The 24,815-nt window shown below is 55.3% G+C and carries 22 protein-coding genes; 13 read left to right on the forward strand and 9 right to left on the reverse strand.

Annotated elements, in window-relative coordinates; genetic code table 11:
- Positions 1-41 precede the first annotated feature (41 nt).
- From FJV47_RS08615 to purM, 5 genes are all read left to right on the forward strand, one after another.
- Positions 42-1,016 (forward strand): asparaginase, encoded by a 975-nt coding sequence (locus FJV47_RS08615; RefSeq protein ID WP_159612024.1) that lies wholly within the window; start codon positions 42-44, stop codon positions 1,014-1,016.
- Positions 1,017-1,094: 78 nt separating this feature from the next.
- Positions 1,095-1,475 (forward strand): sterol carrier family protein, encoded by a 381-nt coding sequence (locus FJV47_RS08620; protein ID WP_159612026.1) that lies wholly within the window; start codon positions 1,095-1,097, stop codon positions 1,473-1,475.
- 4 nt (positions 1,476-1,479) lie between these two features.
- Complete coding sequence (locus FJV47_RS08625; protein ID WP_159612028.1) at positions 1,480-1,806, forward strand: hypothetical protein; 327 nt, start codon at positions 1,480-1,482, stop codon at positions 1,804-1,806.
- A 107-nt stretch (positions 1,807-1,913) separates the two neighbouring features.
- A complete protein-coding gene (purF, locus tag FJV47_RS08630) occupies positions 1,914-3,437 on the forward strand; it encodes an amidophosphoribosyltransferase (protein ID WP_159612030.1) in 1,524 nt (507 codons plus the stop codon).
- 80 nt (positions 3,438-3,517) lie between these two features.
- The gene (gene purM / locus FJV47_RS08635) at positions 3,518-4,657 is read left to right on the forward strand and encodes a phosphoribosylformylglycinamidine cyclo-ligase (protein ID WP_159612031.1); all 1,140 of its coding nucleotides are present in this window, start codon (positions 3,518-3,520) and stop codon (positions 4,655-4,657) included.
- A 78-nt stretch (positions 4,658-4,735) separates the two neighbouring features.
- Here the strand turns inward: purM and FJV47_RS08640 are convergent, their stop codons facing one another.
- A complete protein-coding gene (locus FJV47_RS08640; protein ID WP_159613095.1) occupies positions 4,736-5,626 on the reverse strand; it encodes a Sir2 family NAD-dependent protein deacetylase in 891 nt (296 codons plus the stop codon).
- Between the two features lie 190 nt (positions 5,627-5,816).
- Complete coding sequence (locus tag FJV47_RS08645) at positions 5,817-6,035, reverse strand: DUF3073 family protein (RefSeq protein ID WP_159612033.1); 219 nt, start codon at positions 6,033-6,035, stop codon at positions 5,817-5,819.
- A 224-nt stretch (positions 6,036-6,259) separates the two neighbouring features.
- Between FJV47_RS08645 and FJV47_RS08650 the strand changes: the two genes are divergently transcribed.
- Complete coding sequence (locus tag FJV47_RS08650; RefSeq protein ID WP_159612035.1) at positions 6,260-6,901, forward strand: septum formation family protein; 642 nt, start codon at positions 6,260-6,262, stop codon at positions 6,899-6,901.
- A gap of 67 nt (positions 6,902-6,968) precedes the next feature.
- Here FJV47_RS08650 and clpB read toward each other — a convergent pair whose 3' ends face one another.
- On the reverse strand, positions 6,969-9,554 hold the full coding sequence (clpB, locus tag FJV47_RS08655) for an ATP-dependent chaperone ClpB (RefSeq protein WP_159612037.1): 2,586 nt from the start codon (positions 9,552-9,554) through the stop codon (positions 6,969-6,971).
- Between the two features lie 167 nt (positions 9,555-9,721).
- Between clpB and FJV47_RS08660 the strand changes: the two genes are divergently transcribed.
- The 3 genes from FJV47_RS08660 to FJV47_RS08670 all read left to right on the forward strand — a co-directional run bounded on the left by FJV47_RS08660 (position 9,722) and on the right by FJV47_RS08670 (position 12,167).
- On the forward strand, positions 9,722-10,237 hold the full coding sequence (locus tag FJV47_RS08660; RefSeq protein WP_159612039.1) for a DinB family protein: 516 nt from the start codon (positions 9,722-9,724) through the stop codon (positions 10,235-10,237).
- An 8-nt stretch (positions 10,238-10,245) separates the two neighbouring features.
- Positions 10,246-10,713: an N-acetyltransferase gene (locus FJV47_RS08665; protein WP_159612041.1), complete on the forward strand. Its 468-nt coding sequence runs from the start codon at positions 10,246-10,248 to the stop codon at positions 10,711-10,713.
- A gap of 269 nt (positions 10,714-10,982) precedes the next feature.
- Entirely contained in the window at positions 10,983-12,167 is a 1,185-nt protein-coding gene (locus FJV47_RS08670) for a TerC family protein (RefSeq protein ID WP_159612043.1), read from the forward strand.
- A 74-nt stretch (positions 12,168-12,241) separates the two neighbouring features.
- Here the strand turns inward: FJV47_RS08670 and FJV47_RS08675 are convergent, their stop codons facing one another.
- Positions 12,242-12,652, reverse strand: a complete 411-nt coding sequence (locus FJV47_RS08675) for a YccF domain-containing protein (RefSeq protein WP_159612045.1) — start codon at positions 12,650-12,652, stop codon at positions 12,242-12,244.
- Positions 12,653-12,777: 125 nt separating this feature from the next.
- On the opposite strand from FJV47_RS08675, the gene trmB reads away from it, so the two are divergent.
- The 3 genes from trmB to FJV47_RS16770 are packed head-to-tail and all read left to right on the forward strand — an operon-like array spanning position 12,778 to position 14,315.
- Positions 12,778-13,635 (forward strand): tRNA (guanosine(46)-N7)-methyltransferase TrmB, encoded by an 858-nt coding sequence (gene trmB / locus FJV47_RS08680; protein ID WP_159612047.1) that lies wholly within the window; start codon positions 12,778-12,780, stop codon positions 13,633-13,635.
- Between the two features lie 52 nt (positions 13,636-13,687).
- On the forward strand, positions 13,688-13,981 hold the full coding sequence (locus FJV47_RS16765; protein ID WP_370515015.1) for a GNAT family N-acetyltransferase: 294 nt from the start codon (positions 13,688-13,690) through the stop codon (positions 13,979-13,981).
- Positions 13,968-14,315: a GNAT family N-acetyltransferase gene (locus FJV47_RS16770; RefSeq protein WP_370515016.1), complete on the forward strand. Its 348-nt coding sequence runs from the start codon at positions 13,968-13,970 to the stop codon at positions 14,313-14,315. Before FJV47_RS16765 ends, FJV47_RS16770 begins: the two co-directional genes overlap by 14 nt.
- Here the strand turns inward: FJV47_RS16770 and FJV47_RS08690 are convergent.
- The 4 genes from FJV47_RS08690 to dnaK form a co-directional block, all read right to left on the reverse strand.
- A complete protein-coding gene (locus FJV47_RS08690) occupies positions 14,312-14,740 on the reverse strand; it encodes a heat shock protein transcriptional repressor HspR (protein ID WP_159612049.1) in 429 nt (142 codons plus the stop codon). The genes FJV47_RS16770 and FJV47_RS08690 overlap by 4 nt on opposite strands.
- Positions 14,741-14,858: 118 nt before the next feature.
- On the reverse strand, positions 14,859-15,833 hold the full coding sequence (locus tag FJV47_RS08695; protein ID WP_159612051.1) for a DnaJ C-terminal domain-containing protein: 975 nt from the start codon (positions 15,831-15,833) through the stop codon (positions 14,859-14,861).
- Positions 15,834-15,918: 85 nt separating this feature from the next.
- A complete protein-coding gene (locus FJV47_RS08700) occupies positions 15,919-16,500 on the reverse strand; it encodes a nucleotide exchange factor GrpE (protein ID WP_159612053.1) in 582 nt (193 codons plus the stop codon).
- 13 nt (positions 16,501-16,513) lie between these two features.
- Positions 16,514-18,367 carry a molecular chaperone DnaK gene (gene dnaK, locus FJV47_RS08705; protein ID WP_159612055.1) on the reverse strand — a complete coding sequence of 618 codons (1,854 nt, stop codon included), beginning with the start codon at positions 18,365-18,367 and terminating at the stop codon, positions 16,514-16,516.
- A gap of 173 nt (positions 18,368-18,540) precedes the next feature.
- Here dnaK and FJV47_RS08710 point away from each other — a divergent pair, with 173 nt between their 5' ends.
- A complete protein-coding gene (locus FJV47_RS08710) occupies positions 18,541-18,813 on the forward strand; it encodes a hypothetical protein (RefSeq protein ID WP_159612057.1) in 273 nt (90 codons plus the stop codon).
- A gap of 100 nt (positions 18,814-18,913) precedes the next feature.
- Here the strand turns inward: FJV47_RS08710 and pulA are convergent, their stop codons facing one another.
- On the reverse strand, positions 18,914-24,679 hold the full coding sequence (gene pulA / locus FJV47_RS08715; protein ID WP_235026395.1) for a pullulanase-type alpha-1,6-glucosidase: 5,766 nt from the start codon (positions 24,677-24,679) through the stop codon (positions 18,914-18,916).
- Between the last annotated feature and the right edge of the window lie 136 nt (positions 24,680-24,815).

Genomic DNA, 24,815 nt, shown 5'->3' on the forward strand with positions numbered 1-24,815 from the left:
ATGTGTATTTCAAGACAAGCCCAACACATAAACTGAGCTGTATGGATGGTTCTTTGGAAATTTCCGATTGCGCGCAGTTGGTTCAGGTCCGACGCAATGGTGTTGTTGAATCCCGACATTACGGCGCTGTGGTGGTGCTCGGATCCGATGGTTCGCAGCTCTTAGCTTTGGGCAATCCACAAGCGTTAATCTTTCCGCGTTCAGCCATCAAGCCATTCCAAGCACTCGCGTCTTTGCGCTGTGGCGCCGATTTGGGTGCAGAACAGCTAGCTCTAGCCTGCGCAAGTCACGTGGGAAGCTTTGCCCACCAAAATTTGGCTCACCAATTGTTGGACTCGGCGGGGCTCTCCGCGTCCGATTTGCAGTGCCCAGAAGCCTGGCCCGCAGATTCAGCAACGCGCACCCAAATGATCCTCGAGCATTTACCCAAGACTCGGCTGGCCTTCAATTGTTCGGGGAAGCATGCCGCGTTCCTCGTGGCAGCTAAGGCCATGGGTGCCAGAACCGAAAGCTACCTCGATCCGCGGCATCCGGTACAAGAAGCTGCACGCGGTGTTCTTGAAGAGTATTGCGGTCCGATACCTTTCACTGGGGTCGATGGTTGTGGTGCCCCTGCGATACAGATGTCCTTGCGCAGCCTAGCTGACGGCTTTCATCAGTTGGTCACTTCAACGCAGCGCGAGGCTCAGAAAGTGGTGAGGGCGATGCTAGATCATCCTTGGGCTGTAAGGGGTGCTGGTCAGCCCAATACCGAAGTGATCAGGCAAGCTGGAATCATCGCCAAGCTGGGAGCAGAAGGTGTATTGGCGATGGCGGCACCCAATGGGGTTACCGTGGCACTAAAAATGCTTGATGGATCCTCGCGAGGAACGGATCTGCTCGCCCTGTCACTGCTGCATAAGTTCTCTGCAATCGAAGAAAACGAGTACCGCACTCTGCAAGAGCTACTTCAGCCACCAGCCATCACGGCCGGTGCGCAAGCAGCTGATCTACAGTTAGCTGAGACCGATTTCTAGTTTTGCGCTGCTGGCGAGGACCAGTTCCGGGGCGAATGTGACAGTTTTACGTCATTGAATCAAGGAGATACATCACTCATGGCAATCAAGCGGCGCGTAGATGAAACCGCCGGACGCTCGGCGGTACGCGAGTGGGCTACAAGTACTCAAGGACCAACAAAGATAGCGCGTCCAGTGCTAGCCATGGCTGTTCGCTACCTGCTGGAAGAATTAGCTTCTCGTGCCGAGGGAAATTCAGTTGAGGTGCGCATTCCACCTTTCGGTGTGACTCAGTGCATAGCCGGGCCTAGGCATACCCGTGGGACCCCACCAAATGTGGTCGAAATGTCTGCCGAACTCTGGCTTCAGCTAGCTACCGGTCGAACCTCTTGGGCTGAAGCACAGCAGACTGGTCAGCTGCATGCCTCGGGACTTAGGGCAGACTTGTCCGCGCACCTACCACTTATTGAGTACCCTTAAGGGTATGGAGCAACACCCCGCTACACCGAAAACTGCAGAGCAAAGTGTCGAAGTGCAAATTCACTCGGCACCTAAATTCTGGCCATTCATTTTAACCTTCGTCGTACTCGGTGCGCTGATCGGTCTGGTCATTGGCCTACTCGGCGAACCTTCGCAGGAATATACCCGGGCGTCAGCCTCAGGGTTCTTCGCAATGTTCGGTGCCGGTTTAGGCGCAGGTATCGGGGCACTGGTGTTCGTGATCATTGATCGCGTCTCCTCCAAGAAGTCCACCAAACATCTGGCAGTACCTCTGGCCGAGGACACTGACTCCAGTACACAACAAGGCTAGGCAGCTTTTCCCTTCCACTGAAAAGCGGGCGGCCGCGCACCTGGCCGCCACCAACCACACACAATCGGTCGGTGTCGACCAGACCAGAACATGAGAGAATAACTGACATGGCGCGTGGCGATGGATTCTTAAATCACGACCTACTTCCAGGCGAGAAGGGGCCGCAGGATGAATGTGGCGTTTTCGGCGTTTGGGCTCCAGGCGAAGAAGTAGCAAAGCTGACCTATTACGGTCTGTATGCTTTGCAACACCGCGGGCAGGAGTCAGCTGGCATTGCGACCAGTGACGGCGCGCGCATCAATGTCTATAAGGACATGGGTTTGGTCTCGCAGGTCTTCGACGAGAACACCTTGAATTCCATGACCGGACAGTTGGCTGTTGGCCACTGTCGTTATTCCACCACCGGTGCCAGCCACTGGGCCAACGCGCAGCCAACCCTCGGTCCAACTCAGGCCGGTACCGTCGCTCTGGCACACAACGGTAACCTGACCAACTCTGCCGATCTGGCAGACATGGTTGTTGCCAAGCAACAGGCTGAAGGTGGCAAGGTTCGTGGCGAGATTGCCCAGGGCAACACCACCGACACCGCTTTGGTCACCAATCTATTGGCCGGTGTTGAAGGTCAGTCGCTGGAAGAAACGGCGCTGGAACTACTACCAAAAATCCAAGGCGCATTCTGCTTCGTCTTCATGAATGAAGACACCCTCTACGCAGCTCGCGACCCACACGGCGTACGCCCACTGGTTCTGGGACGGTTGAACCGTGGCTGGGTAGTTGCCTCCGAGCAACCAGCCTTGGCCACCGTTGGTGCATCATTTATCCGTGAAATCGAGCCGGGCGAAATGATCGCCATCGATGAAAACGGGGTACGCTCCACCCGCTTCGCCGAGGCCACCCCCAAGGGCTGTGTCTTTGAGTATGTCTACCTGGCACGTCCCGATGCTGCCATCGCGGGCCGTTCGGTCTACGAGTCCCGCGTAGAAATGGGCCGCCAGCTGGCCCGCGAAAACAGCGCCGAAGCAGACATCGTTATTCCTGTTCCGGAATCCGGCACCCCGGCAGCTATTGGTTATGCCGAAGAATCTGGCATTCCTTTCACCCACGGTTTTGTGAAGAACGCCTACGTCGGTCGTACCTTCATTCAGCCTTCACAGACCCTGCGCCAGTTGGGGATCAAGCTCAAGCTCAATGCTCTGGAAACCGTATTGCGCGGCAAGCGCGTCGTGGTGGTGGATGACTCGATCGTTCGCGGTAACACCCAGCGCGCCGTAGTTCGCATGTTGCGTGAAGCCGGCGCCTCCGAGGTGCACGTGAAGATCTCCTCGCCTCCAGTGAAGTGGCCATGCTTCTACGGCATCGACTTCGCTTCCCGTGCAGAGCTGATTGCTAATGGTGCAGCCGTGGACGAGATCGCTACCTCCATTGGTGCTGACTCCTTGGCCTACATCTCCGAAGACGGCATGATCGAAGCTACCCAGCAGCCACGTGAGCGCTTGTGCACCGCGTGCTTCACCGGTGACTACCCGATTGCCCTTCCTCTGGAAGAACGTCGCGGAAAGAACCTGCTGGAGCGAGTCAACAAGCCAGGCTGCGAGCCAGGCCCCGACTCCGAATTCGAAAACGTCAGCTAAATACCTGGGATCTGCCCACCTAACGCGTTGCAAGCGGCACCGGAGAACCGGTGCTCACGACAGAAAAGGAAACCTCTGCCATGAGCGGCAATGATCAGCCAACTTCCATCACCTATGCCGGTGCCGGCGTTGACGTTGAGGCCGGTGACCGTGCCGTTGAGTTGATGAAGGGTGCGATCAAGGCTACCCACACCTCGGGAGTTGTTGGAGGGGTAGGCGGTTTCGCTGGTCTCTTCGACGTTTCGTTCCTGACCAGTTACAAGAAGCCTTACCTGGCGACCTCCACCGACGGTGTTGGTACCAAGGTAGCTATCGCCCAGAAGCTGGATATCCACGACACCATCGGCCAGGATCTCGTTGGCATGGTCGTGGATGACATCGTCGTAGTGGGCGCCAAGCCACTGTTCATGACCGACTACATTGCTACCGGCAAGGTAGTCCCAGAGCGCATTGCGGACATCGTTCGCGGTATCGCCGAAGGTTGCAAGCTCGCTGGCACCGCATTGGTCGGCGGCGAAACCGCTGAGCACCCAGGCCTACTAGCTGAAGATGAATACGACGTTGCCGGCGCGGCTACCGGTGTTATCGAAGCCGATCAGTTGCTCGGCCCAGAACGCGTTCAGGCCGGTGACGTAGTCATCGGTATGGCTTCCTCTGGCATCCACTCCAACGGTTACTCGTTGGTGCGCCGCGTGATCGCTCACGCCAAGTGGGAACTGGACCGTGAGGTTGCCGAGTTCGGCAAGACCCTGGGCGAAGAACTGCTGGTTCCAACCCGTATCTACACCAGTGCTTGCTTGGATTTGATCGGGGATCTGAACGACGGGGAAAACTTCGGTGTCCACGGTTTCAGCCACGTCACCGGTGGTGGCTTGGCCGCTAACCTGGCTCGTGTGCTGCCACAGGGCCTGATGGCTCGCGTGGACCGCTCGACCTGGGCGCTGCCAGCTGTCTTCTCCACCATCGCTTCCCTGGGCAACGTGCCACAGCCGGATTTGGAGCGCACCTTGAACCTGGGCGTTGGCATGGTGGCCATCGTGGATCAAAGTGTTGCTGATCGTGCCGTTCAGTTGCTGAACAAGGCCGGGATGGGTGCTTGGGTTATGGGTGAGGTTGAGAACCTTGATCCATCTGCCGCCGAAGCTGGTCTGGACTTCGTTCAGGGCGCTAAGGGCGTTGACGGTGGCGCCGTGTTGCTCACCGGAGCCTACGCCAAGTAGAGAGCTTTGTAGCAAACTAATGCGCCGCACTGATTTTCAGTGCGGCGCATTATTTGTTTCTGGGCCTAGTCGACGCTCCTAGTGCAGTTGGCCAAGTGCTACATCTAATGGCACTCGCCAGCGCCAGGTAGCCTTCTGCTCACCGCGCACATGCCCGTTAGTTATCAGGGCAACAGGCAATTCACGTTTGACGAAGTTCAGCAGAACTTTGTAACCACTCATCACTGCCAAGGATGAGCCCAATACCAGTAGCGAACTGGATTCTTCTTCCAGGGCGGTCATCAGCTCTTTGCGTTCGGCTGGCACACTTTCACCAAAATAGACTACGTCTGGCTTCAATGCGTAGGAATCGCAGTTCCGACAACGAACCATGACAAATTGGTCTATGAGGTATTGCGGAAGCTCCACGTCACCATCGGGGTTCACCGCGGCAGGATCAATTTCTACAGCCTCAATGTATCCCTTGTTGGCAGCCTCAAGCCTAAGGTCAAATTCCCGTCGGTCTTCGCTAAATCCACAGTTCAAGCAACGCACTGTCGACAGGTCGCCATGCACTGGGATCACACGCTTCGAACCTGCTTGCTGATGCAAGCCGTCAACGTTCTGCGTAATAATTCCGCTGACGCGACCTTCCTGCTCCCACTGCACCAGGCGTTGATGGATTTGGTTTGGTACAGCTTTGTCCATATGTCGCCAGCCAACATAGCCTCGTGCCCAGTAACGTTGGCGTGCTTCGGGCCGGTAGCGGAACTCCTGGTAGGTCATCGGACGGTGACGCTGCAGTGAACCGTTGGGCCCACGATAATCAGGAATACCTGAATCTGTAGAAACCCCTGCACCTGTAACAACAAGTACGTTGCCTGCATCCAGGATCTGTTGCACGCCGGCACGAGCTTCATCTTCCGGTGTCGGCGGGGCCTGCTCTTCTACGATGCGCTGCATAGAGCGAATGGCAGAGTGATGCGCCATCTGAATTGATAGCTCTTCTTTGCTACTCAAATTCCACCTCAAGCTTGTTAGGCACGACAAAGGCCGCAGCGACTATAAGCTAATCTAGCTTAGTCCCTGCGGCTTGTCGCAAATGTACTGAAGAGCCGTACCACTTGGTGCTTAAGGTGTGGCACTGAGAGTCAAGAACACTCGATCGCTGAAAAGGAAATTAATCCTCGTCGTCGTCTAGCGAATACTTCTTCGTCAGCTCGTCGTAATCCGAATAATCATCGTCATACGTTGAATCATTACGCTCAACTTTTTGAGCATGATGATCGGACTGAACGCCCAACTCGCGTTCTAGTGCCGAAAGGTCAGTGGACGGCGAGTAGTACTTAATGTCTCGCGCCTGACGCTGTGCTTTAGCCTTTTGACGGCCGCGCCCCATGGCGTGACCCCCTCTTTTCAGTAGAGTCGGAAGGTGGTCCACCTAGTTAGATGGAGGCCTCCGAATATGTGATCAGTTCTTTCGTATTTAAAGGTTAACATGATTCACCGGCGAGCATTGAACGCAACACCCTCCGAAACCGCTAGACTGTCAATTAGTCCAACGACTATGTATTGAGCCGGTGAATTTTCGTAAGACCCGACCATGAAGGAGCCTAGCAGGTGGTGGAAAAGAATCTGCCCGAGCCGCAGGCGGCATTACCGCCATTGCAGCCGGAACCAGAGAAGCCTAAACGACGTGGCGGTCAATGGGCTCTGATGATCATTGCTGTTTTAGCTCTGGCTGCTGCCGTGGTCTTTGTGGTGCTTCGAATCATAGATCCCCCAGCTTCCCCCGTTGCGAACAACGTTGAACGTAATGAATCCCCGGGTCTTGATGGCATAGTTGCGACTGAAATGCCTCCAGCACAGTTGGAGCTCGGAGATTGCCTACGCGACTTTGATTCGCCTTTAGACCCACAAACTGTGGTCACCTGCGATTCAGCACATAATGCCCAGATGATCGGCTCCTTTGAGGTATCAGGCACCGACTACCCCGGCGCCAATGAACTACTGACCCAGTCTGAAGACATGTGTAAGTCTGTCTCGTTGGATCCCAGTGCAGGGTTGGACTCGACATGGACTTACCATTTCTCGCGTCCGTCCGAGAGCACTTGGGGACAAGGCGACCGGACAGTCTCTTGCTTTCTGAGCGTCTCAGAAGGCAACGTGCGCTCTTCACTCTTGCCTGAGGGTGCTTCCGATGCCCCTATGGACGGAGAGTCCACAGAGGAAAGTTCTAAAGCCGAAGAGACCACCGAGAGCTAGCCAGATCTTTTTCCGGATAAATAGGGAGTGAGCAGAAACTAATTCTGCTCACTCCCTACTTTTTGACCTAGCTCTTCTTCACCAGCAATTGGTCTCCAGACTGATCAAGAAGCACCTTGACGGTGTCACCGTCCTGAACCGTTCCAGCCAAGATTTCCCTAGCAAGCCGGTCCCCAATTTCTCGTTGCACCAACCGGCGCAAAGGACGGGCACCATAGGCCGGATCGTATCCGGTCAGCGCCAGCCATTCGCTGGCAGCCTGATCCACATCCAAGCTCAACCGTCGTTCCGAGAGCCGCTCGGAAAGCAGATCGATCTGAAGCTTCACAATGCTTCCTAGTTCTTCAAGGCTCAGCGGATCGAAGAGGATCACCTCGTCGAGACGGTTCAAGAACTCAGGCTTGAACGAAGCATTGACCACGTTCATCACCGCACTCTTCTTCTCAGAATCCTCCATATTTGGATCCACCAAGAATTGCGAACCAAGGTTGGAGGTCAGAATCAGGATGGTGTTCCTGAAGTCCACCGTGCGACCCTGGCCGTCGGTCAGCCGACCGTCATCGAGTACCTGCAACAAGATGTCAAAGACCTCAGGATGAGCCTTTTCTACCTCATCAAGCAGAATCACCGAGTACGGACGACGACGGACTGCTTCAGTGAGCTGTCCACCTTCTTCATATCCGACATATCCCGGAGGAGCACCAACCAGTCGAGACACAGAATGCTTCTCCGAATACTCGGACATGTCGATTCGCACCATGGCACGGGGGTCATCAAAGAGGAAGTCAGCCAGGGACTTAGCCAGCTCAGTTTTGCCAACACCGGTCGGGCCGAGGAACAGGAATGATCCGGTAGGCCGATTAGGGTCGGCTATGCCGGCGCGGGTTCGACGAACGGCGTCGGAGACTGCCGCAACTGCCTGTTTCTGTCCCATCAGTCGCTGGCCAAGGATCTGCTCCATATCCAGCAGCTTCTGGCTCTCACCCTGCAACATGCGCCCGGCCGGGATGCCGGTCCATGCTGAAATGACTTCAGCAATGTCATCGGCCGTGACTTCGTCAGCGACCATACTTGCCTGAGTACTTCGATTTGCTTCGGCGAGCGCGGCAGCGTCCAGTTCCTTCTGCAATGCTGGAATTTCTCCGTAGAGCAGTCGTGATGCCTTCTCCAGATCACCCTCGCGCTGGGCCTTGTCTGCCTGTCCACGCAACTCATCAAGTTTGACCTTGAGGTCGCCCACTCGGTTCAGTCCTGCCTTTTCCGATTCCCACTGAGCATTCAAGGCATCAAGCGTTTCTTTTTTATCGGCCATATCCTTACGCAAGGCCTCTAAGCGTTCCACCGAGGCCGGGTCACTCTGATCCGAAAGAGCTAGCTCTTCCATGGTCAGTCGGTCCACTTCACGGCGCAGCTCATCGATCTCCTCCGGTGCCGAGTCGATCTCCATACGTAGCCGGCTGGCAGCTTCGTCAACAAGGTCAATGGCCTTGTCTGGCAGCTGGCGACCGGAGATGTAGCGGTTAGACAGCGAGGATGCTGCCACCAAAGCGGAGTCTGCGATAGACACCTTATGGTGAGCTTCGTAGCGCTCTTTGAGCCCACGCAGGATGGCAATGGTGTCATCCACGCTGGGCTCCCCCACGTAAACCTGGGCAAAGCGACGCTCTAGAGCAGGATCCTTCTCAATGTTTTCGCGGTACTCATCTAAGGTGGTGGCACCAATCAGACGCAACTCACCACGAGCAAGCATTGGCTTGAGCATGTTTCCAGCATCCATGGCTCCTTCGGAAGCCCCAGCACCCACCACGGTATGGATCTCATCAATGAACGTCACGATCTGCCCATCAGAAGATTTGATTTCTTCAAGGACAGACTTCAAACGCTCTTCAAATTCACCGCGGTACTTTGCACCGGCAACCATGGCGCCTAAGTCCAATGAAATCAGCGTCTTGCCACGCAGGGATTCTGGCACGTCGCCAGCGATCATTCGCTGAGCGAGGCCTTCAACCACTGCGGTTTTACCTACGCCGGGCTCACCGATCAATACTGGGTTGTTCTTGGTGCGGCGTGAGAGCACCTGGACCACACGACGAATTTCTCGGTCTCGTCCAATGACAGGATCCAGCTTTCCGGAGCGCGCCAGTTCCGTCATGTCGGTACCGAACTTTTCCAGAGACTGGAAGGTTGCTTCGGGGTCAGGGTTATCGACCTTCCTGTCACCGCGAATGGCAGGCAGGGTAGCAACAAGAAGTTCCCGAGTAGCGCCGGATTCTCGCATGCTCTGACCAGCCTTGGTTTGGTCCGTGGCCAGGGCAATAAGCAGATGCTCGGTGGAGACATAGGTGTCCCCCATTTCCGTTGCAGTTTCCTGCGCATTACTTACTACTTGGAGCAACTGGCGTGAGAACTGGGCTTGCGCAACCGAGCTACCCGAGCTTGAGGCAAGTGCGTTGATTGCAGCACTTGCTTTGACGGATAACGCATCGACATCAAGCCCAGCCGTTTTCAGCAGAGCAACAGCGACGGAGTCTCGCTGATCCAGAAGTGCCTTGAGCAGGTGCGCTGGTTCAATCTGCGCATTGCCTGCCGTTGAGGCATTCATACCGGATGCTGAGAGAGCCTCTTGGCTTTTGGTGGTGAGTTTGGTGTCCACGTTCGTCCTTTCTACTACTGGGTGAACCCATAAACTTGAGTGTACTTAACTCAACTCTACTGTAGGTGACTTTATTCCGGCTAGAACGAGGGTAAAGAAAAATTTCTTTGGTCTCCTGCATCCCGGATCTCCGCTCTTCGATCGAGACCTAAGACTTAGGATGGAGTATGCCTAATCCCGGCGTCAGCGACGTATACAACGTCGACCACGATGCAATGGTTCAAATTTTCATCGATCAACACCGACGGATGCTACGTGAAAGCCTCGACGGACTCACGGAATCCGAAGCACGCGCGCAAATGGTCAATTCCAAGACCACCCTGCTCGGATTGCTCAAACACGCGATCTTTGTTGAACGCGTATGGTTTGGTGAAGCCGCGTCTGGCATATCGCGCTCCGAACTTGGAATTCCAGCCAGCCCCGATGATTCCTTTGATCTTTCAGCATCAGAGACCATTGTTTCGGTCATACGCGACTACGATGAAGCCGTGGCGCACTCACAGCAAGCAGTCGAAGGAAAAACAGGAGAAGATATCTTCCCTGGAAATCGGCGTGGCCCGCTGCCCTTGCGTTGGGTCCAGCTACACGTGCTTCGGGAGCTTGCCCAACACTGCGGGCACGCAGATATCCTTCGTGAACACATCATGGATGCGCGCCAAACCGCCATCACAAACAACGAATAAGGGCCATTATGCCGCTGACTCTTTTACCCCTGACTGCCGAACAATTTCCTTTGTGGATGAAACGTAGCATCGCGGAATACGTTGCCGACCTTGTCGCCACCGGCGTAACGCCAGATAAGGCGGAAAATGAAGCCGAGCGAACTATGGCTGACGCGTTCCCTTCTGCACAGCCCACCGAGACCAACACTGTTTTCGTCTTAGAACATCAAGAGCTCGGCGACGTCGGGTATCTCTGGATCGGCCACGACACCTCGGGGGATCCAACTTCCTGGTGGGTATGGGACATCGTTGTGGACGCAGAGCACCGAGGCCTTGGATTCGGAAAGCAAGCAATGCAACTTGCCGAAGACTATTCCAAATCCCATGGTGCACGGACCCTTGGTCTTAATGTTTTCGGGTTCAATCACGTCGCGCGCGGACTGTACGAATCGCTGGGCTTCGAAACGACAAGCGTCAAAATGCGCAAGACACTCTAGGAGCTCCGCCAGCGGATTCGTCTCGACATCTTTCGCCTGCTCACGACTTTGACTAGGATTTAGATCACCAACCGTTAATCTAGGACGCTCTTCCCACTATCGCCATAACCACGATAGGGTTGGAGTACGTAAGGGAGTATTCATAAGCGTTTCACCCGTCAATACGTAGGACTTGATAGACCTACCGGGTTTTACGGCCAGCAGATAAGCAGGCGAAGAGACTTACTCAACAGCGTTTTTATCGCGCCTCACGAAAGCAGGTCTCCTTTATGGAAGTCACTCCTTTGATCTGGACCATCACGGTGGTCATCATTCTTGGCCTCTTGGCATTTGATTACTTCTTCCACATTCGCAAAGCTCACGTTCCAAGCTTGCGTGAAGCAGCCATCTGGTCCAGCATCTATGTAGGTATCGCTCTGGTCTTCGGCGTCATCGTTCTAATATTCGGTGGCGTCGACATGGGCGCCGAATACTTCGCCGGGTACATCACCGAAAAAGCACTATCGGTTGATAACCTCTTTGTCTTCCTGATTATCATCGCCAGCTTCCGCGTCCCCCGCGAGGACCAGCAAAAGGTACTGCTCTTCGGTATCGTCTTCTCACTGATCGCTCGCACCGGATTCATCTTTGTCGGTGCCGCCCTGATCAACCAATTCGCTTGGGTCTTCTATCTCTTCGGTTTGATCTTGCTGCTCACCGCAGGCAACCTTTTGAAAAAAGACGACGAATCAGACGAAGCGAACAACTTCATCATTCGTCTGGCGAAGAAGCTTTTCAACACCACCGACAACTACGACGGCGACAAGCTCTTCACCAAAGTTGACGGCAAAAAAGTACTAACACCGATGCTCCTGGTGATGGTTGCTATCGGTGGAACCGATATTCTCTTTGCCCTGGACTCGATCCCCGCGATCTTCGGTCTAACCCAGAACGTCTACATTGTCTTTACCGCGACGGCATTCTCTCTGATGGGTCTGCGCCAGCTGTACTTCTTGCTAGACGGCTTGCTTGATCGTCTCATCTACCTGTCCTACGGTCTGGCCACAATCTTGGCATTCATTGGCGTCAAGCTGATCTTGCACGCCCTGCATGAAAACAACTTGCCGTTCATCAACGACGGCGAACACGTGCAGGTAATTGAAATCAGTACTGGACTGTCGCTAACCGTAATCATTGGAGTACTGCTGATCACCGTACTTGCTTCGCTCTTTAGCAAAGCAGGCAAAGCTCAGACAGCAATCGGGAATCTTGGTCGCCATGCCAGTAGCTACACCGATCTGACCTACACTTCAGATCCAAATGAGCGTGAACGCATCTACAAGGCGTTGCTTGAAGAAGAAGTGTACGTGAAGTCAATGGACAAGAAATACCGCGACAAGGCGAAAGACGTGGACAAGATCCGCGATGAAGTCGCAGAGGCCCATCGTCAGCACGATATGTATCTCAAGGGCTAGGTAACTCATCAATATCAACGAATCGGCCGCCATCTCAATTCAGAGGTGGCGGCCGAATTCACTCTTGCAACTACTTAGCGGCGAACGCCTCCAATGTAGTAGTCCGAATCAGCGATGACCTTGCCAAGAGGCATTAGAGAAATCGGGATCATCTTCAGATTGGCGATGCCTAGCGGTATGCCGATGATGGATACAAACATTGGAATAGCCGTCACTACGTGACCAATGGCAATCCAGATACCGGCAACCAAGACCCAAATGATATTTCCCAGGGTGGAGAAGGCACCCACAGGACCGCGGTCAATTGCGGTGCGGCCAAACGGCCAAAGCGCATAACCTGCGATTCTAAACGAGGCGATGCCAAACGGAATCGTTACGATCAGTGCGCAGCAAATGATGCCAGCAAGAACGTAACCGAGAGCTAGCCACAACCCACCAAACACCAACCAAATAACGTTGAGGATACCGCGCACTAAATCAGTCATGGTTATATCTTCCGTGTTCCACGGCTTATCTACCATGGGTGATCACCCGGATTTCCCCCTAGGGTGTTCAATCCCCTACTTTCCGGCAAGCAGCACACACCTTGGCTCCGCTAGGATTAATAATCATGAGCGAATCAAGCGATCAGCAGCGCCCTGCCGAAGGAACTGCGCCCAAGGACCCTAATCTTTTCCGTGCAGAGCCAGTGTCGTTTGTACGCCGCGGCAATCGTCTTCAGGGCCGCCGAGCCAGTGCTTGGGAACGCAATGCCGAGCAGTACGTCATTGACCCACCGCGCAAGATTGCCGACACCTCGGTGGCTGATGACTTCAAGTTGGCTCCTGAACAGGCCTTCGGACGTCCCGCTCCACTGATCGTTGAAATTGGCACCGGCCTTGGTGAATGCATCGCCAACGCCGCTAAAGATGATCCAGAACGTAATTACCTCGCCGTCGAGGTTTATCGCCCGGGCCTCGCGCAGCTGATGCTCAAGGTTGAGTCCTTTGAGATCACCAACGTCCGAGCTGTTCAGGCTAATGCTCCAGAAGTTTTGGACGTCATGCTTGATGAGAACAGTGCTGACGAGATTTGGATTTTCTTTTCTGATCCTTGGCACAAGCCACGCCACCACAAGCGCCGCCTGATCAAGAAGTCATTCCTCGACAAGGTCTCTCGTGTGCTCAAGCCGGGCGGAACCCTGCGTCTTGCCACTGACTGGTCCAACTACGCTGAGCAGATGCGCGAAGTTCTCGAAGCGCACGCCGACTTTGAAAATCAACACCCGGGCAACCTTGCTGGTGAAGAAAGCAACCTGACCAAGGTCCGCCGAGATGGCATGGAAGGCTTTGAGCCTGAGCCTGATTTCATTGATGAGCAGGGTGGATGGGCGCCCCGTTTTGAGCGCCGTATTCTCACTAGCTTTGAAGGTAAGGCGCTGAAGGCCGGTCGTCTCGTCTTTGACTTGGCTTATACTCGCATCGGTTAATTTCGTCGTCAAAAAGCAACTGAAGGGTCATGGCATCCATAGGATGGATGCCATGACCCTTTCTGCATCAAAAATCAGTAAGTTCGCTCAGACACCGACGATGGAATATGCCGGAGTTCGACTAGAACAGCTCTCCTTGAACCATGCCGGAGACCTGGCCGAGATCGTCACAGCAGGGAATCTGGATGAAATTTGGTACACCTCGATTCCCTCGGCGCAGGATATGGCTAGCGATATCAAGAAGCGTTTGGCTTTGCAGGAAAGAGGGGCGATGGCGCCCTTTGCCATCATTGATCGCTCCACCGGCAAGGCGGTGGGGGGCAACGACGTACTTGAATATCGATGAACCGAACAAACGCGTTGAAATCGGCTCCACCTACCTGTCCCCGGCGGTCCAGGGCACAGGGATCAACCCGGCAGCAAAGTACTTGCTACTACAACGAGCCTTTGAAGAATTGGAGTGTTACTCTGTCGCCTTCTGCACGCACTGGCATAATGAGGCCTCACGGGCAGCCATCGCGCGGCTCGGCGCAAAGCAAGATGGGGTGCTGCGCAATCATAAATATGATCCGGTCACCGGTACGCTGCGGGACACCGTGGTCTTCTCGATTCTTCCGCACGAATGGCCTGCTGTACGGACCCAACTTGAGGCACGTCTAGCTAAACACAACCGTATCTAGCGGCCGATAGCCCGACGCGCAGTGAACAACGTGACGGTTGGTTCGCGACGTTCAGGGCGCATACCGCGAGCCAACGACACCACGTCGCCACCGGACGTACCAGCTGCAAAGATTCGCGATTGCCCGGCACGCACGGCGCTGAGTTCATTTCGAAGATCATTAACTTCAGTTTGCAAGTAAGCGACTTGGTCTTGCAGGTCCAAGATCCGCTTGATCCCCTCTAGGGAGACGCCGTCTTTACTTAGAGTCTGCACTTGGCGCAGCAATGAAACGTCACGCTGTGAATAGCGGCGCTGTTTGCCCGACTGACGGCTTGGCGAGACCAATCCGATACGGTCGTACTGGCGCAGGGTCTGCGGATGCATATCTGCCAATTGAGCGGCGACGGAAATGACGAATACAGGCCGAAGGTACTCACCGTTCACGTTGTTTCAACCACCTTTCATCCATGGCTTGCTTGCTCCTAAGACTCTAGTCACCGAGTCTATCTTCCCTGCCGTGCGACTTCGAGTGCAGGGCAGGGAAGAAATAGTACTTATCTAATTAGAGTTTGGCCTTGGCAGCCAAATCCTCTCGCGGATCTTCACCCTCGGTGGCAGCTGCGAAGTCCTCAACGGCCTTTTTAGCTGCGTCGCTCAGGTTCTGCGGGATCACAACGTCCAAGATGATCAACAGATCGCCAGTAACCTTGGAAGTCTTTACCCCACGACCTTTCAACCGCAGGGTCCGACCGGAGTTGGAACCTGCAGGTACCTTCACCGCGACGGTTTCGCCATCCAAGGTCGGCACGTGAATCTTTGCGCCCAGCACGGCTTCGTCAAAAGTGACCGGCACGTGGATACGGATGTTGTTTTCTTCGCGTTTGAAGAACGGATGTTCGTTGACCTTCACCTTGACCAGCAGGTCTCCATTGCCCGCTGCACCAGGGTGTCCCTTGCCACGCACTCGAACGGACTGGCCGTCCTTGATGCCCGCAGGGATGCGCACGTCGATGACTTCACCGTTCTGTTCGCGCAAGCCAATGGTGGTTCCCTTGATGGATCCAGCGAAGGAGATCGAGGTGTTCGCGGTACGGTCCTGGCCCTTGCGCGGTGGCGCGCTTTGGCCGAAACCGCCGGCTCCGCCGAATCCACCGCCACCACCAAATAGGTCGGAGAAGTCTGGCTGTCCGCCACGTCCGCGGGCTCCGCCTCCACCGCCGAAGAGGTTGGAGAAGATGTCTTCAAAACCAGCTTGGCCGCCAGGTGATCCGCCAGGTCCGCCGGCCGAGAAGCGTGCCCCGCCACCCATGGCGCGGATCGCATCGTACTGCTCGCGCTGCTCCTTATCTGCCAGCACCGAGTGCGCTTCAGAGATGTCTTTGAACTTCTGTTCAGCGGTAGCATCACCCTGGTTGGTGTCTGGGTGGTACTTGCGTGCTAGTTTTCGGTACGCCTTTTTGATGTCCGCCTCGCTGGCGTCCTTAGCGACGCCCAAAATGGCGTAAAAGTCTTTTTCGATCCAGTCCTGACTTGCCATCAGGGCCCCATCCTTTCAGTGCCAATTCGAAACTGCCCACTGACGATTCCTCGGCAGTGGGCAGTTTCAATTGTGTTATTCGTGGCTATTCGCCGGTTGCTACCAGTACCTGCGCTGCGCGCAGGACGGTGGTTCCCTTGCGGTAACCGTTACGCAACACCTGGCCCACGTGGTCGGCTGGAACTTCCGGAACAGCCTGGCGAAGCAGTGCTTCGTGGATGTTCGGATCAAATTCCACGCCGGCCTCGTTGATGCGTTCCAGGCCATGCTGAACCAAAATGGTATCCAGCTTATTGGCGATCGCAGCGAACGGTCCGTCAGTCAGATCACCGTGAGCCCTTGCGGCATCGATTTCATCGAGTACCGGAAGGATGGTGGTCAATACCGACTGAACTGCGCTTTCTCGCGCCACGGCCCGGTCACGCTCAACGCGCTTGCGGTAGTTGACGTACTCAGCCTGCAGGCGCAGGAGGTCGTTGCGTAGCTCGGTTTCAGTCGCGCTCGCCTCGCCCTGCTGTTCCGCAGTCTCGTCAACGTCGGCGCCAGCCTCGTTCAGGATCGCCTCGGCCTGACCCAGGGCGTCAGCGGTTGGCTGCTCGTTAGCAGCCTCTGGCTGGTTCTCCGACTCAGGGTCGAAGTTTTCGTTCTGGTCTTTTGCCTCGGACATATTCCCTAACTCCCTACTTCTTGTCGGCTTCGTCTTCGTCGATTACCTCGGCGTCGACGATGTCTTCATCAGCGTTTGGAGCCTGCTCGCCGGCAGGTGCTTCAGCGCCTTCGGCCTGTGCGTTAGCGTAGATAGCCTCGCCCAGCTTGGTCTGGGAAGCCTGCAACTTCTCGAACGCGGCCTTGACCTCGTCGTCGTTGTCCTGCTTCTCAAGGGCAGCCTTCAGCGCGTCAACGTCGCCCTGAACCTCGGTCTTGATCTCTTCAGGCAGCTTGTCTTCGTTGTCCTTGATCAGCTTGTCTACGGAGTAGGCAGCCTGCTCAGCGGCGTTACGGGTCTCAGCTGCCTCGCGGCGTGCCTTGTCCTCTTCGGCGTGTGCTTCAGCTTCCTGAACCATGCGCTCGATGTCGTCCTTGGACAGCGAGGAACCACCGGTGATGGTCATCGACTGCTCGGTGCCGGTGCCCTTGTCCTTAGCGGAGACGTGCACGATGCCGTTGGCGTCGATGTCGAAGGTGACCTCAACCTGTGGGATACCGCGTGGTGCTGGTGCGATACCGGTCAGCTCGAAGGTGCCCAGAGCCTTGTTGTCACGGGTGAACTCGCGCTCGCCCTGGAAGACCTGAATCGATACCGAAGGCTGGTTGTCTTCAGCGGTGGTGAAGGTTTCCGAACGCTTGGTAGGGATTGCAGTGTTGCGCTCGATCAGCTTGGTCATCACGCCGCCCTTGGTTTCGATACCCAGGGACAGTGGGGTGACGTCGATGAGCAGAACGTCCTTGCGCTCACCCTTCAGTACACCTGCCTGCAGAGCTGCACCAACGGCGACAACCTCATCTGGGTTCACACCCTTGTTAGCTTCCTTGCCGGCCAGGTCCTTGACCAGTTCAGCAACAGCTGGCATACGGGTGGAGCCACCAACGAGGATCACGTGGGCGATGTCCGAAACCTTGACGCCTGCTTCAGCGATAACGTCATTGAATGGCTTGCGGGTGCGCTCCAGCAGGTCCTTGGTCAGGTCCTGGAACTTGGCACGGGAGAGGTGCTCGTCCAGGTGCACTGGGCCTTCTGGGGTGACCGACAGGTACTGCAGGGAGATGTTGGTGCTGGTCGCCGAGGACAGTTCCTTCTTGGCCTGCTCAGCAGCTTCCTTCAGACGCTGCAGGGCAATCTTGTCCTTGGACAGGTCGGCACCCTTGGCCTTGGCCTGGGCCAGCAGCCAGTCAACGATGCGCTGATCCCAGTCGTCGCCACCGAGGCGGTTGTCACCGGCGGTGGAGCGAACCTGGATGGTGGAGAAGCCGTCATCGTCCTTGCCAACTTCCAGCAGGGAGACGTCGAAGGTACCGCCACCGAGGTCGAAGACCAAGATGAGCTCATCTTCGTTGCCCTTTTCCAGGCCGTAAGCCAGAGCTGCTGCGGTTGGCTCGTTGACGATACGCAGCACGTTCATGCCTGCGATCTCGCCGGCTTCCTTGGTCGCCTGGCGCTCAGCGTCGTTGAAGTATGCAGGAACGGTGATCACTGCGTCGGTGACCTTTTCTCCCAGGTAAGCCTCGGCGTCGTTCTTCAGCTTCATCAGGGTACGTGCGGAGATTTCCTGCGCGGTGTACTTCTTGTCATCAACGTTGATGGTCCAGTCGGTGCCCATGTGGCGCTTGACCGACGAGATGGTGCGGTCGATGTTGTTGACGGCCTGGCGCTTGGCGATGTCGCCAACCAGAACTTCGCCGCTCTTCGAGAAAGCAACGATCGACGGGGTAGTACGGTTGCCTTCCGCGTTTGCGATAACGGTTGGCTCACCACCTTCGAGCACGGAAACTACGGAGTTGGTGGTTCCTAGGTCGATACCTACGGCACGCGACATAATGGCTCTCCTTTGCCTTGGTTGAAAGTACTAACGCTGAGGATTTTTATCCCCGTTGAGCGTTCTGGACTCAAGTTTACTCGGTCGATTTCGACTGTCAAATTAACTTGAGCCAACATCACTCAACTTTGCGTTCTGCCTTGTTCAACGGCTCAAGTGCGAGAATGATTCCCATGCCGAGAAAGAATTTTCAGCCACAAAATAATGAGCGCCCTGCGCTAGCGACGAAGCGGTCGTTCAAAGAACTATCGCGCGGCACTCAGATCGCTGTCTTCGTCTATGGAATTATCGAGGTGACCTTGATGATTGCTGCTCTGCGGGATCTGCGACAGCGCCCCAAACAGTTAGTCCGAGGACCCAAACCGCTCTGGGCGGTGATCTCGTGCCTGAACATGCTCGGGACAATTTCCTACTTTACGATCGGGCGTCGCAAGCAAATTCAGTGATGCTTGCGACCCCAAAAACAACGCACCCTCACGATGGTGAGGGTGCGTTGTTCGCTATGAGCTTGAGCAGCTAAGCCGATCAATCAGAGGGTTTGGCCTCCTAATGTTCTGATTCGACGAGAACAGCAGCGGTTCGCGCAGGAATCGTCAGCTTGCCAGAAGCGCTGTCGAAGGACGTGGACTTCACAGTCGGGTCACTACCTTGCTCCAAGGCTTCGGCCAGAGCGTAGTCGTGCCCGATAAGTTCCTCGACGGACTTCGAGTAGTCATCCGGCGAGGCGTTGAAGACCACCAAGGCGCCATCATGCTTTGCATCAGCATCCTTGCCCACGGTGTCATCGATGCGCATCACGATAATTCCCGGATCAGCCTTTGTGCCGCTGAGCGGGAAGCTCACCTTCTGCTCGATCAGCTCGGCTGAGCCCAAGCGCAACAAGCCAACTTCCTTACGGGTCCGCAGCAGGTCTAAGGCTGCTCCTTCGGCCTGGGACATGGCCTTAGCATCTGGCTTCAGTTCCGGATCCGCCAGTAACGGAGCCATCAGATCCCACTTCTCGCCGTTGTCTGCCTTGGGCGGCAAACCTGAGCCGAAGGTATTTTCCTTGCCCGAGAAGTCAATACGGTTGAACCAGTCCCCTGAGTTATAGGAATTTCGGTCCAATGACTTAGAACGCAATAATTCGGTTCCGGCATGCCAGAACGGTACGGCCTGCGAATACATCACCGTCGCTTGCGACAGCGTATTCATCCGCACGCGATCTTCCATGGAAGTATCACGAGGCAGCTTCAGCACTGTCAGGTCATACAGCGTCTCATTATCGTGCGCGTCAACATAGTTGATAACTTCCCCCGGCTGCGACGCGTAGCCTGCCTTAGAACCGCGATAGTCCAGTTCGTCACCACGGTGGACGGTGCCGTCCGAAGCAAGGAACTCAAATCCCGCTAGGTTGCCAGCCAAGCCAAGTTTCACCAGGTCGGTTTCACGACCTAGGTCTTTCAACGCTTCCTCAGTATTGCCATTAACCTCGTTGCCATTGGGGTCCGTACCCAATCCTGTACCGAAACCTTGACGGAAAGTTGAGGATGAATCTACCGGGCTACCACCATGCACGGCATCACGCAGTCGGTCATTGAAGGTACCGATTCCGGTGCCGTTCAACTGGCCTTGTGTCGCTTGATAGAAACGGGCGTTATCGGCCACTTCGCCGAAGTTCCAGCCTTCGCCGTAGAGGTAGATGGATTTTCCGTCCACACCATCGCGCCGCAGCTTCAGCTGATCAAGTGCGTCTCGGGCTGCTTCCATAGTTTCGCGTGAGTGGTGGCCCATCAGGTCAAAGCGGAAACCATCAACCTTGTAGTGCTTGGCCCACACCACCAATGAATCAACCATCAGCTTCTCTGTCGCAGCATGCTCGGTCGCAAGATTCTGACAGCAGGTAGAGGTTTCAACTGCGCCGGCGGCATCAAGACGGTGGTAGTAACCGGGCACAATTTTATCCAGCACGCTGCGGTCAGCTTGGCCAGCAGCTGCGGTGTGGTTGAAGACCTGATCTAGGACCACTTCCAGCCCCATACTGTGCAGGGAACCGACCATTGAGCGGAACTCTTCGACGCGGTTGGCCCCTTCAGGGTTGGTGGCATAGGAACCTTCTGGAGCCATGAAATGCAACGGGTCATATCCCCAGTTGAAACCGTCCGCTTCAGCATGAGCACTCACGCACTCTTGCTGCTGGTCTGAGGCTGCCGGCATCGAGGTCAAATCGCAGTCCGTCTCAACTCGTTTGGCCCGGTCTTCCTCGATGGTGGCAATGTCGAAGCTCGGCAATAGATGAACGGTACTCAGCCCAGCTTCTGATAACTGTTTAAGTTGCTTAGTTCCCGCGCCATTCACGCCGAAAGCTCCGTAGCGTCCGCGTTGATTTTCCGGCACTGATTTATCGGAAATCGAGAAGTCGCGGATCTGCAGTTCATAGATGCTGCGGTCCACATCTTTTTCAACGTGGTTGGCTTCGGCTTTTCGCCATTGCTTTGGTTGGTGCTTGGGATCATCCAAATTCACGGCCACGGAGTGCGATGAGTTGGTACTCAACGCTACTGAGTAGGGATCGGTGACAATATTGGTTTCGATCTTTCCGGTTTCCGGAACGAAGACTTGCACCTCCCAGCGATACTTGGCTTCAGCAAACTTAGGCTTGCCCTTCACCGCCCACGCCCCACTTTCTTTTTTGTAGGTAGCCTTGTAGCGCGTGGTTTTTTCGTTGTTATCCGTGATTAGCAGTGTCGCCTGCTGGGCAGTTGGGGCCCACAGTCGGAAGGTTGGACGTTTTCCGGTGAAACTCACTCCCAGTTCGATATCTTCTAATGCTTGGGCATAGAGATCATCAATGACCCCTGGGGTTTGCACTGCGGTAAAAGCGGTGAGTTTCTTAGCGTCGCCATCAACCTCGTAGCGTGCCAGTGCTAGTTGTGAGCGCAAGGCCGAAGCCACGTTTTCACGGTTCAGATCCACACGCAATGCCCGGTAGTCAGCTAAATGAGGGAAGCTCTTTAGTTGTGCTTCGGTCAATCCGCCAACAACTGGGGTGAGCTCGATTGGTTCAGCTCCGGAAATTTCTTCCCCATCCAATTTCAGGCTGGCGTCAGCAGAAGAGTACAGCGCAAAACTTTCTCCGCTTCCCAGATCACGAGGAACGACGATCGTATCTGCAGAAATCCACTGAGCTTTACTTTGCCCAACACCGGCAACTGTCTGGCTGTCGGAACCGATCTGCAACTTGTGAGTCTCCGAGTCATAGCTGAAGCTCACTGGCTTTCCTTCAGTGACCGTCAGGCTGTAGTTAGCTCCCCCGGCGGCGCCGTCAACCCCATAGCTCTCTTCCCATCCAAAGTTATGGGAAACCTTAAATTCATAAGTTCCAGCAGGGATTTTGTCGGTAGTCAGTTCGTACGTCCCGTCGCCATCAGCATCTGCCATAAGCGTTGCCAGGCAGCTTGGTTCCCAGTCCGCGTCGCACCCCAATTCGTCTTGGAAGCTACCGGGCAGGGTGATCATTGGCCCCTGTTTGTCGCTTTGCGCGATTTTGCTTCGTGGATCAAAGTAGAACTTCACTTTTCCACCGTCGTGTGAGTATTTCAGGTTGTCGCCTCCAGCGACTCCCCCGACCCCGTAGTTGCGATCCCAAGATCCGTCCAGGGCAACCTTGAATTCATAGTCTCCGGCAGCAACATCAAATTCGCCGGCGTAGACTCCGCCGGGTTGTTCGGTGAGCTTGGCGGCTTCACAGGCCGGATCCCAGTCGGTCACGCAGCCCATTTCGGTATTGTGACTTCCGGGCACCGTGACCATGGAGATATCCGATTCGACAGGTTTTTCCTTCGTGAATCCGGACACGTCGTTACCCACCGAAGCATAGGTGGAAGTGGCAACGTGCTCACCGTCCGCGTTGGTGCTCACTGCTCGGTACTCAACCAGGGCGCCTTGAGGCAGCTTCGAGACGTCGTGGAAAACGCGTGGGCTACTGTCTTCTGCGGTGCCCAACGAGTGCCAACTGTCGCTACCGACTTCACGCCAAGAGACGCTTGTCTCGGCCCAGGCTTGTTCCCCGAGGTCCACCGAAACGGGTGAAATCCCGCTCAGACCTGCACCTGATTTTGGTGCTGAAACCTCTGGTGTGAATTGTGCACTGTTCACGGTCTTATCCGCTTTGTAAACCACAGCCGATAACGCCGGTACGCTGAGGGTGAGCTTTGCATCGGCGGAACTGCTCAGCGTCCCTTCGGCCCCATAGAGTGCAGAGTAATTTGCATCAGAAGTCAGCGTTGACAGCTCTACCTCAGCTGCTTCTTCCGAGTTGTTTAATGCCACTAGGTACTCGGTTTTCTCATCACGGTCCACACGGGAGAAGGCATAGATACCTTTGGAATCCTGCGCATACAGCTCCACTTGTGACCCGCTCTTGAGTGCCTTATTCTCCTCACGGAGTTTCGACAGGGCACCAATGTGACGATATAGCGGTGCTTCGCTGTCATAGCGGTCTTGAGATCCAAGTTTTTCGCCGGTGATCAAGTTTTGGTTTTGATAATCCGCTACTTGCGAAGCGAACAGTGATTGTCGCGCGTCTTTGTCGCTGCCTGAACCAGCAAATCCTTGCTCATCGCCGTAGTACACCACCGGTTGCCCACGGGTGAGGAACATCAGTTCGTGAGCCAGTTCGTCTCGCTTCAATGGCTGGCTACTGTTGTTCAGGAAGTATCCGATGCGCCCCATGTCGTGGTTGCCTAAGAAGGTCGGCAGTGCATCAGCTGAAGTTGTGGCCGTGGTGTAGTAATCGTCCGCCGAGAACAAGCTGCTCAGGGACTTGGCAGAATTTCCTCCCGCGAACCCGGCGGCGGCGGACTGGAACGTGAAGTCCAAGACGGAATTCATGTCCGTCTTGCGCACATAAGGGGAAAGTTTCTTGGCATCGGCATCATAAACTTCACCGAACATGAAGAAGTCGTCTTTGCCTTGGGCCTTGGCATAGTCCTGGACCTGCTTGGTCCATTGTTCCCAGAATTCGAAGTTGACGTGTTTTGCAGTGTCGATGCGGAAACCGTCAATTCCGAAGTCCACCCAGTTCTTGTAGACATCGGCGAAGCCGTTGACCACCTTTGGGTTTTCAGTCATCAGGTCATCCAAGCCTTGGAAATCGCCGTGGGTAACCGATTCACCTTCCCAAGTTGAGTCACCGCGGTTGTGATAGAGCGTTGGATCATTCAGCCAGTCCGGAACTTTCGTCGCCTGCTGCGAGACGACCGGGGTGTACGGGAAGGATGAGGTTGCGTCCATTTCCGGGAAGGTATCGCTGCCTGCATAATCGGCAGGGTCAAAGGCCTTGCCCTGAGCATCCTTGTACGGAACGGAAGACTGTTCGACGTATGAGTATTTCTTTTCCTCGTTATCAATCAGGTCCGCGGTGTGGTTGACGATGATATCGAAATACACTTTGATGCCGCGCTCGTGCGCCTCATTGATGAGTTCAGTGAGTTCTTCATTGGTTCCCAGATGCGGATCAATCTGGGTAAAGTCAGTGACCCAATAGCCGTGATATCCGGCGCTGGCGTCTTCGCCGTTGCCTTGGACAGGCATGTTTTTGAAGCTTGGGGTCAGCCAGATTGCACTGGTACCTAGACCCTGGATGTAGTCGAGTTTGGACCGCAGTCCGGCGATATCGCCGCCCTGGTAGAATCCTTTATTCGTAGGATCATAGCCAGAGGAGAGCCGGTCACCATCCAGACCGCCGGTGTCATTTGCCTCAGAACCGTTGGCAAAACGATCGGTCAAGACGAAATAGAATTGCTCGCCGGACCCTGCTTGTCGTACTGGCGCGGAGACCAAGTCAGCGTCATTCTCTGAATAATCACCGCGGAGATCTAACGGAACGACTTGGGTCAGTCCGGTGGCGGTATCGAAGGTAAAGCGCAGTTTGCTTTCGGTCCCCAGCGACAGTGGGATGTTCTGATCGCCGCCATCTAGTCCATACGTCTTATCGAAACTTTTATTCAGTGCCACCTTGTATTCGTAGCTACCCGCCGGAACTTGAACATCGAGGCTGTATTGCCCGTCCTGATCAGTAGCCTTCAGTTCGGTTGATTCACAATCCGCCATCCAGTCGGCTGAGCACCCCAGCGCCTTCTGGAACGACCCGGCAAGATTGACCGTAGTTTCCTCTGCTACCGCTGGTGCAGACACGATGGGCGCCATCGGCGCTAAGACCAACATTGGGGTGGCGCTCAGGGCAGTTGCCCAACGTCTCCATCTGCGTTCACGAGATTGCGGTTCCCGACTGCGTCTGTGCGCAGAGGAGTCAGCTGAATTGCTGTTCACGAAATGCTCCATTGAATTCGAAGGTGCTTTGCGGCGGGACACACGAGGCGGCACGCCAGTGACCCAGACCACACTAGTGAGGCGATTCCTTCAAATGCAAGCGTTTACATGATTTACAACTAATAAGGGCTAATTG

This window comes from Glutamicibacter sp. JC586, from assembly GCF_009805585.1.
GTDB lineage: Bacteria > Actinomycetota > Actinomycetes > Actinomycetales > Micrococcaceae > Glutamicibacter.